At 40.3% G+C, this 9,762-nt stretch carries 7 protein-coding genes and 1 pseudogene; 2 read left to right on the top strand and 6 right to left on the bottom strand.

The window, feature by feature from the left end:
• Positions 1–99 precede the first annotated feature (99 nt).
• From pseG to pseB, 5 genes are read right to left on the bottom strand one after another with little or no spacing between them, the layout of a single operon-like run.
• Positions 100–2,280, bottom strand: coding sequence for a UDP-2,4-diacetamido-2,4,6-trideoxy-beta-L-altropyranose hydrolase (pseG, locus tag PLK24_RS04635; protein ID WP_324476765.1), 2,181 nt, complete (start codon positions 2,278–2,280; stop codon positions 100–102).
• A 22-nt stretch (positions 2,281–2,302) separates the two neighbouring features.
• Positions 2,303–2,941 carry a pseudaminic acid biosynthesis-associated methylase gene (locus PLK24_RS04630; protein ID WP_324476763.1) on the bottom strand — a complete coding sequence of 213 codons (639 nt, stop codon included), beginning with the start codon at positions 2,939–2,941 and terminating at the stop codon, positions 2,303–2,305.
• Positions 2,942–2,982: 41 nt separating this feature from the next.
• Complete coding sequence (locus PLK24_RS04625) at positions 2,983–3,708, bottom strand: cytidylyltransferase domain-containing protein (protein ID WP_324476761.1); 726 nt, start codon at positions 3,706–3,708, stop codon at positions 2,983–2,985.
• A gap of 16 nt (positions 3,709–3,724) precedes the next feature.
• Entirely contained in the window at positions 3,725–4,861 is a 1,137-nt protein-coding gene (gene pseC / locus PLK24_RS04620; RefSeq protein WP_324476759.1) for a UDP-4-amino-4,6-dideoxy-N-acetyl-beta-L-altrosamine transaminase, read from the bottom strand.
• Positions 4,862–4,886: 25 nt separating this feature from the next.
• Positions 4,887–5,861: a UDP-N-acetylglucosamine 4,6-dehydratase (inverting) gene (gene pseB / locus PLK24_RS04615; RefSeq protein WP_324476757.1), complete on the bottom strand. Its 975-nt coding sequence runs from the start codon at positions 5,859–5,861 to the stop codon at positions 4,887–4,889.
• A gap of 498 nt (positions 5,862–6,359) precedes the next feature.
• Here pseB and pseI point away from each other — a divergent pair, with 498 nt between their 5' ends.
• On the top strand, positions 6,360–7,412 hold the full coding sequence (pseI, locus tag PLK24_RS04610; RefSeq protein ID WP_349770658.1) for a pseudaminic acid synthase: 1,053 nt from the start codon (positions 6,360–6,362) through the stop codon (positions 7,410–7,412).
• A 41-nt stretch (positions 7,413–7,453) separates the two neighbouring features.
• On the opposite strand, the gene PLK24_RS04605 is transcribed toward pseI, so the two are convergent.
• Entirely contained in the window at positions 7,454–8,911 is a 1,458-nt protein-coding gene (locus PLK24_RS04605; RefSeq protein WP_324476753.1) for an oligosaccharide flippase family protein, read from the bottom strand.
• 169 nt (positions 8,912–9,080) lie between these two features.
• On the opposite strand from PLK24_RS04605, the pseudogene PLK24_RS11515 reads away from it, so the two are divergent.
• Positions 9,081–9,762 (top strand): annotated as a pseudogene (locus PLK24_RS11515) (IS256 family transposase); the annotation flags it as partial.

Raw genomic sequence — 9,762 nt, 5'->3', positions numbered from 1 at the left:
GGGATATGCCCAGAGGTGGATGTATGCGGAAGGTTGATCTATGTAAAATTAATTCTGGATATTACAATCACAATTCATTGCTTTTCGGTGAATCGTTTTTCATTTACCGTCACCTCTCATAATCTTGATTATAAATTTCTTCTGGCCAATAGTGAACCAAGCTGGATATCGCTCGTTATCAACGACGCGTAGCAGGTTGAATTGCGAACGAAGCGATCGATCAGGATCAAGCTCACTGTCATCGGGTGTGCGACGCCTGTAATATGATGCTTCTCCCTCCTGTAGACGTGCATTATTTAGAACCCCGGGATAATTATCGATAAATTCCGTACAGAGATCATACGTCGCCTGAAACACCAAGTTCCTTAGTTCATCTACCAGTTCATCTCCTTGAAGAACTATTTGTTTCTGGAGATAAATGGGACCACTATCCAATGCCTCTTCAGCTTCGAAGAGAGTGACTGGGATCGAATTAGCCGACTCGAGCACCTGCCAAGTCAACGGAGACCAACCCCTGCCTTTGGGAAGATTGCTTGCATGCACCACCAGGTTATGCGTATGTCTTTCGAGTATCTCTTTTCGAACAATCTTTCCATAGCTCAAATAAAAACACATATCTCCTTGTGATAATTCATCTGCATCATGGGTCCATTGTATTGCATGGCCCTCTTTTAGCCATTTCAGTATTAAACATGGAAGATAGCCATTTATCCAGCTGCTCAAACCAGAGCACACATTGATATGAAATTTCTTCCTCCCCTCCATTGCGGTAAAGTCGGGAGATTCAAAAACCCATTGGGTGGGCACGTCCTCTTTCTTAACCTTCTCTATCACCAGAACACCCCTGATGCCAGATCTGAATTCCTGTATCGCTGTTTCAAGTAACCGATTACTAATGCCTCTGCTCCGGTACTCTGATGCAAGCGAATAACTAATCTCCCATATCTCCCCCTTCTTTTCAAATCGCACTTGACCAATGGGAATGCCATTTGATGTCTCGATGAGATATATTCTGCATCCTTCGACATCCCGCAGGCATTGATAAAACAACCTGTGGTAAACCTCTTGTGAAATCGGCTTGGGTGAAAATGAATAGAACCGATTAATCAGATCATTTGCCCATTTCAACAGTAACTTTTCATCAGAAAGGCGGGCATGACGCACGTGAAGGGGTGTATCAGGTTTGATGGTTAGTACCGTACTGACACGGTCAACTCCCTTCCCGTCGATAGTTTGGTGACACTCAATGGACCAGTGATAATCTAATTCTTTATTGGTTATATCTGCTATCGCATGCTTGAGAGCCTGAAGAGTCACTTCATTCTTGTGACCTAGGTATCGAATTAGCCCTCTCCGTTCTAGTTCCTCTGCAATATGTCGCTGGTTTTCCGCTGTGGTGATCACCACTGCCGGCAAACCCATGCAGAGTCTTTCCCAACTGGTGGCGCCTGCTGCACCGATGGCAAGGTCTGCCTTTGCCATCAATATCGCCAGTGTCGGAAGCTGGCGATGAATAATTACATTTTGGTGTCCCTCTGCAAGATTGCTGATGGTGGACATATACGGATTCCCCTCTCCTATTACTACATCCACCTCGATATCGGGTCTACCGAGACTTAGGACCGCCGAGAGGGCAAGCCCTGTCAGGTTATCGTTGTCCGTACCACCGAACGAGATCAGGATGCGACGAACAGGACCCTCTCTCGGAGGAATGCGATCATGCAGATCAGCATACACTGGATGCAGAAGGGCATACTCTGGACCCAATAAGAGACGACAATCTGTTGGTACTTTGCCAACATAGCGGGTTTGTATATCATCAAAAAGATTCTGGTCCAGTAAGAGATCACAGTCATGTATACGGTCAGCAAGATCATCGATAACAAGAATGTTGCCTACTAATGGGCGTAGAGCACTTTCCCAGCGATGATCGATGGCATAATGATCTATTATTAACCAATCAGGTTTTATACCCAGATTTTGGATAGCAATACGAGTTTGTTCAGCGTCTATATGCCACAGTAATCCGAGCCAGAGGGCATGAGGAGGTGTATTTTCAATTTGCTCTTTGCCAGTAGGTGCAGGAAGGCGGCATACCGAAAATCCCTGCTGTTCAATCAGGTTACAAAGGTGACCTTCGTGCTCTCGGCAAATAAAAAAAACATTGTTACCTTTTTTAAGAAGAACGCTTCCCAAGGTCAGGCAGCGCATAACATGCCCTGTGCCAATGGTAAGGGAAGCGTCAACGCGAAAGACAAAAGTCAGAGGCACTTTATTCACCAATAATTTATGAGATGTGCTATTACTGTTTATTATTGTCCCGTTCCAGCAAGAACCAGGTTATGTCATCCTGGGGATAATTCGGATCACGATGATACACAAAACCATAATCAATAAGTTTGAAATCGGGATACATATCTAATATTTCTCCACAAAAATCACGTTTAAACAAGCGATCATAATAGCCTCTATATAATACTTGAACGGGAGTGGGATTGTAATATTCGCTTATGAGGAGGTAGCGTCCAGTCGATTCATACAAAATTTTGTAAACCTGTGTAAGATAATCTGGATTAATATGAATCAGAACGCCTTTTATTAATACCAAATCAAATCTACGAACAGGGGTATAATCTAGAATTGAAAGATGAAAAACATTTTCTGGTAGAAGAATGGTTCGTAACTCGTCTACAGCATTTGCATTAATTTCAACAGCAAACTGTTCCTGATAGGGGTAGAGAAGTTTTAATGCCATCAAATTCATACCGATATTTGCCCCAAATTCAAGGCAATTATTAAGTTTACGAGTGGAGTGCAATGCACGGGTGAAAAAGGCAAGATTAGAGGCTAATAATTCTGGGCCTTGACAACGCTTTATATATTCTGTTCCAAATTCACCAGCCCAAAATGATTCTTGTTCTGTACGAAATTGATGATTCATAAATATTCATCTCTCTCATGGAAAGAATATGCAAGCTAATTTTATATTTCCTTCTGCTGAATATGCCGATTAATACTTACATATTCCGGATGCTTATCTAGATACTCGAGAACATCTCTCGTGGTGAAATGATCGTCCCCAAAATGCCCATATACAGTCTGAATAAAAGCAAGGTCTTCAGGAGTGTCCAAAGTCCATCGGTATGATGAAAGATCTTTATTATTGACAACACTCCGAATATTAAATTTATTCGGGTTCCGATAGATATATGGCGTTACATGCTCCCGCATTTTTGGATCTTCATCCTCTATCCATGCCCGCTCGAGTGCCTTGAATGTCATTACTTCAGTGTCAAGACCGCGGGGGAAACTGCGTGGAGGTAGAGAGTTAGAAACATAATCTATATCGGGGAGATTTAGAAAAATTCCGATAACCAGATCAACAATTTCAGGATCAATCATTGGGCAGTCAGACGTAATTCGGACTACATTATCAGCATGGTTTGCCTTTGCTGCTTGATAATAACGGTCAAGAACATCATTCTGATCTCCTCTGAAATACAGCCATTGTCGCTCTTGACAGAGCGTAACAATCACATCGTCGATCGGGAGATTCGTTGTTGCGATAATGATCTCATCTATTAATTTTGACCTTCGAAGCCGGTTAACTACCCTAGCTAACACAGGCTCCCCTAAAAGGTCCATCATGACCTTTCCAGGTAGACGAGTACTTCCCATCCGTGCCTGGATAATTGCAACAATTTTCATTTTATCAATCCAGACATTAAAGGCTTGATTTAGCCTTATTGAGTATTTCACAGATATATTCAACATGTTGTTCTGTCATCGCTGGATGCAGAGGTAGGGTTAAAATACGATTAAAAACATCCTCTGTTGCTGGAAATTCCCAAGTAACATTTTGAAAACGTTTTTGATAATAAGAAAATTTGTATATTGGGATATAATGGACATTTGCACCAATATTATTCTTGTGCAAGTAATAATAGAGGTTATTTCTGTTTATTCCATTTAATAATACTGTATAAAGATGCCATCCATGCCTAATATTATCATAACATTGGGGTGTTTCAAGCCACGGTAGCTCTCCTAGCAACTCTTCATAGATCTTCGCAAGATTATTTCTAAGTGTGATAAAATAGTCAATTTTTCTTAATTGGGATGCTCCTAATGCCGCCTGAATATCAGTCATCCTGTAATTTTTTCCCAATTTAACAATATCATAAGCCCAGTGTGAACCTTCACCGAACATATTTTTTATATTTCGGTCGATACCATGATTTCTAAGAAGTCTCAATTTTTCAGTTAATTTTGGGTCATCAGTTACCACTGCCCCACCTTCACCAGTTGTAATTGGTTTTACCGGGTGAAAACTAAAAACTGTCATATCAGCGAAAGTGCCAATTTTTCTTTTTTTATAAGAGGCACCAAATGCATGACAGGCATCTTCAATGAGCCATAGGTTATTATCCTGAGCTATCTCTTTAATTTCATCTATGGCACATGGGTGACCAGCGTAATCAACATAGATAATAGCACGGGTTTTTTGAGTGATCTTTTTTCGAATATCCTCTGGATTAATGTTTCTTGTATTAGGATTTATATCTGCAAAAACAGGGATATGACCATTATAAAGAATAGCATTACTCGTTGCAACAAATGTAAAAGGGGTGGTAATAATTTCACTGCTTTTCGGAAGATCAAGAGATTGAACAGCAATATCCAGAGCACTGGTTCCACTATTTACTGCAACTGCATATTGAGCGCCAATATATTTGCATAGTTCTTGTTCAAAAAGATTGACAGCTGGTCCGGTTGTAAGCCATTCGCTCTTTAGCACGTCCACAACAGAGAGTATATCTTGATCGTCGATTAATTGATGGCCATATGGTATAAATTGCATTGAACTCCCATTAATCAGGTAACATCTACGAAATCTTCAATATTGATTTTAATTTATTGGCATCTAATGACAGTGAGTTTTTCTCACTTGAATAACGGAATCCTTCAGGAAGTGGTTTTCCTTCGGGGTAATTGTCACTCTTCCAGAATATTAATTCTGGTTCTATAATAAAATAATCTCCCATATCTTTAGAATGACGCGATTCATCTTCGGTTATGAGAACCTCATGAAGTTTTTCTCCTGGACGAATACCAACAACTTCAATTTCGCATTCAGGGGCAATTATTTTTATTAAATCAATTATTTTCATACTGGGAATCTTTGGGATAAAAATCTCCCCGCCTTTCATTCTCTCTATGCAATGAGCCACGAAATATGCCCCTTCTTCAAGCGTTAGCCAAAAACGAGTCATGCGTTTATCGGTTATTGTTACCCTTCCCTGTTTTTTCTGTTCCAGTAAAAGTGGAATAATACTACCTCTGCTTCCAATAACATTTCCATAACGCGTACAGGCGAACCGTGTTTTTCTTTTTCCGGAATAGCTATTGCCCTGAATAAAAAGTTTTTCGGCTACCATTTTTGTAGCCCCATAAAGGTTCACCGGATGCACTGCTTTATCGGTGCTTAATGCCATGACCTTTTTAACATCATTATCAATAGATGCATTGATGATGTTTGCGGCTCCGTCAATGTTGGTTTTAATGGCTTCAATAGGATTGTATTCTGCTGCTGGTACCTGTTTCAGCGCAGCAGCGTGAACAACAATATCTACATCATTCATCGCACGGTGAAGGCGCTCCTTATCTCTGACATCACCAATAAAGAAACGAAGACGATCATCTTTTATTTTTTGTTGCATCTCCCACTGGAGAAGCTCGCCTCTTGAATAAATGCGAACGCTTTCGGGATTCCATTCCTTAAGTAAGAGAGAGGTGAATATTTTTCCAAAAGAACCAGTGCCCCCTGTAATAAGAATGGTCTTACCGTCAAAATATGACATAATATATTCCTAATAGTTATCATCTAATCAAATAAATCTATACCTCCTTGAATTTTATGGGAGTAATGTGATTTTAAAAGTATCAGCAGGTTATTCAAAGGGAAACGTTAGATTTCAGTTACACATTATAAGTAGCAGGAGAAGTAAATCTTGGATATATTTGCAAAACTTAATTTTTTATTTTCTGGCTTTGAATTAATCGATGAACTGCCATATGCATTGGAACAGGTTATGAAAACTGTATGCAGATTAGTTGTGAGGAAATATTTAGTAATAACAATGATAAGTGTTTAACACGTGAGAGAGCCCACTTTAATGGAGATTATCCGGATAAAAGTGCATTAGATGATAAAAATTTTCTTGCAGAACAATTTAAATAACTTCTTATGGTTGATAATGAACGTTATCCAGCAAGGTTTGAATTTAATGGTAGGCGCTTTATTTTTAAAATGGAAATAATAACTGAATTTAATTATAAAATTGTCTAAGGAACAATCTATGCATTTCAAAATTGCTCAACACATAATTGGTTCGGATACTGCCCCTGTATTCATTATTGCCGAGATGTCCGGAAATCACAATCAATCACTTGAAAAAGCATTGGAGATTGTCGATGCAGCTGCGGAAGCAGGTGCCCAGGCAATAAAATTACAGACATATACTGCCGATACGATGACTCTGGACATTGATGATGCAGAATTCCAAATCACAGATGAAAAAAGCCCGTGGAAAGGCCAGAGTCTTTTTAACCTATATCAACAGGCATATACCCCTTGGGAATGGCATGAGCCAATCATGGAAAGGGCTAAAAAATTAGGTTTAGTCTGCTTTTCTTCACCTTTTGACAAGACCGCCGTAGATTTCCTTGAAAGTCTGAATGTTCCAGCATATAAAATAGCATCATTCGAGATCATTGATCTCCCATTAATCCGCTATATCGCCAAGCAAGGTAAACCAATTATTCTTTCTACTGGAATGGCAACCCTCGCAGAGATTGATGACGCTGTCCGGACCATCAGGGCGATTGGCAAAAATGACATCGCACTCCTGAAATGTACGAGTGCCTATCCGGCACCAATGGAAGAGATGAATCTACGAACCATACCACACCTTGCCAAGGCATTCCGTGTTCCGGTTGGATTATCTGATCACACTTTGAGCGTTGCCACCTCGGTGGCGGCGGTCGCCCTTGGTGCCAGAATTATAGAAAAACACATTACACTAACCCGCGAATATCCGGGTCCGGACAGCGTATTCTCTCTTGAACCGCATGAATTCAAAAAAATGGTGGAAGTGGTAAGGGAGACGGAAAAGGCACTTGGCAGAGTATGCTATGAGATGTCCGAGTGTGAGAAGACCAGCAGGGTGTTCAGGAGATCTTTGTATGTTACTAAAGATATTGGGGCTGGAGAAGAGTTTTCTGAAGAGAATGTGCGTTCCATCCGGCCGGGATACGGATTGCCTCCGAAATATTTAGATTTTGTCCTTGGGAGGAAAGCAAAAAGAAATATTAAAAAAGGAACTCCCCTCAATTGGGATTTAATCATTTGATAGCTTGAAAAGACAAATCAGTTCGCATAAATACCTTAAAATTATTTTGCAATTATCAATTTTTTGAAAAATTGAATTTCTTGCTCCTTAATTTCCCGCAACATAAATAAAAAAACAAAATACAAAAATGAATATAACATAATTGTCACAATCAAAGATGTAATATCACTTGGTTTAATCATTATGATAATTGGTATAACGCATAACGATGCAAGAAAAATATGTAGAATTGTTTTATTAAAATCATGGAAAATATCAATAAAAGAATGTTTTTTTGTATAATACAGGATAACACCAAGAGGGAAAATAAATGCACAAAAAGTCGTAATAGCAGCCCCTACAATCCCAAAGAAAGGTATTGCAAAAAGGTTTAATCCGAAATTTATAAGTGCGGCAACGATCCAAACTTTAGCGGTAATAATAGTCTTTTTCTCTAAAAAGAGTATTTGGACAATGATTGCATATATCCCAAAAAATATTGCACTCATCGCTGTGAATGGAGTGATTAAATAACCATTTGATGCAATTTCTGGCGTTGATAATATGCTCAAAATTGGTTTTGAAAGAACTGACAAACCAATAGATGACGGAATTGCAAGTATAAGGAAATATTTTAAAGAGTACTGCAGGATCGTCTGAACAGCCTGTAGATCGTTCTCTTCATATAATTTTGAAAGAATTGCGGGTAGTATAAAAACCAATGGAGAGATGAACATGGTGAGAATATTTCCAAGAGTGTAGCCTGGCGAATAATAACCGACATAGGCAGCACCAAGGAAAAGAGCGATCATATATCTATCGCTTGAATCCACCACCCAACTGGAGAAATTTCCTGGGATTGTAGGAAGACCGAATAAGAGATATTCCCGCAAATTTCGAAACGTTGGAATAGTGATGCCAATACCATGAACTATGAAAAAGCACATGATGAGGAATAAAATAAGACTGGTAACAAAAAAACTCATTACCACACCCAAGAGACCATGGCCAGTAAGGATAGATATCACAATGAGAATGATTTGAAGACCTGTTTTGAGGAAAAGGAAAAATGAATATTTCCGGATCTGTAAGAATGTCCTGAAGTAGTTTAGCTGGAGGAGATTCATGCATTCCAAAAAGATAATGGGGGCGAGTAACTCGAGGATCGTAGTCCGGCCATCAAAGAGTGCTGCGGCAATGGGTTCGGCCAAAAAAAATAGAACAGTTGATGCAAGACCTGCGCTGATAACCGTTATGCATGCGATTGAATAATAAGCATCCTGGATCTCTTCCCTCGATTTTGCCGCTGCAAGATACCGAACCATCGTATAGGGGAGTCCAAGCATCGCTACTCCGGGGAAAAGACCGATGGTTACGGTAATCTGAATATATATCCCGTATTCCTCAATTGGAAGGGTTTTGGTAAGGATTGGGAGGAGGACAATTCCGCTTAGGCTGATGAGAATATTTGTTATACCTATGAGGCCAATACGTTTAGCGAATAATTGGTATTCCTGCAATAATAGATAATAGAAAGTATCTCATTTAAAGATACCTTATAAAATGTACACAAAATGATGTAAAATTGGAAAAGGCCCTTTATCCTTTATATGGTTGACAAACAGGTGAATACAGGGCAGGAATCGAAAGGAAGTTGCACTTCATTATCTTACCGATAACGGAGAAAGAATGAAGAAACTCATCGCCTGGTTTTTGAATAAGGTGATGCAGGAGGAGGCAGAACGGCAGGCTGGAGTCGGGAGATACCAGAGAACGAGTTCAAGGAGAACGTACCGAAACGGCCATCGCAAGAGGACGCTCAAGACACCATATGGAGAGGGCATTCTTAATAAACCGCAATTGCGCGATAGTCCCTTCCACACAAAAGTGTTCGAATGATATTCCCTTACCGGGAAGGCCGTAGAAAATGCTATTCTGGAGTCGTATCTCCAAGGAGTCTCCACCAGGAAGATCCAGGAAATTGTCGCTTATCCCGGCGTCGAGAAGATCTCCGCCTTATACATCTCGAAGATTGCCACTGAACTGGACCAGAACGTCCATCAGTTCCCCTTCCAGCCGAATGAGACCTATATACCATATCTCTTCGCAGATACCTCCTATTTCAAGGTTCAAGATGGGATAAGGTATATCAATAAGGCACTCCACGTTATTGCCGGGATCCGCAATGACGGATTCCGGGAGATCCTTGGCACCAGAATCGCGGACTGCGAAGATGAACTAACCTGAGAAGATATTTTCTCTGAGCTGAAGGAGAGAGGACTGGACAAGGTCAACCTTATCATCTCTGACGGACACAAGGGGATACAGGCAGCCGCTGGCCATGTCTTTCCGGGTTCCAGCTGGCAGATGT

It is taken from the genome of Atribacter sp. (assembly GCF_035418125.1).
Classification (GTDB): Bacteria; Atribacterota; Atribacteria; order Atribacterales; family Atribacteraceae; genus Atribacter; species Atribacter allofermentans.
This window is presented reverse-complemented; position numbering and strand designations above follow the sequence as displayed.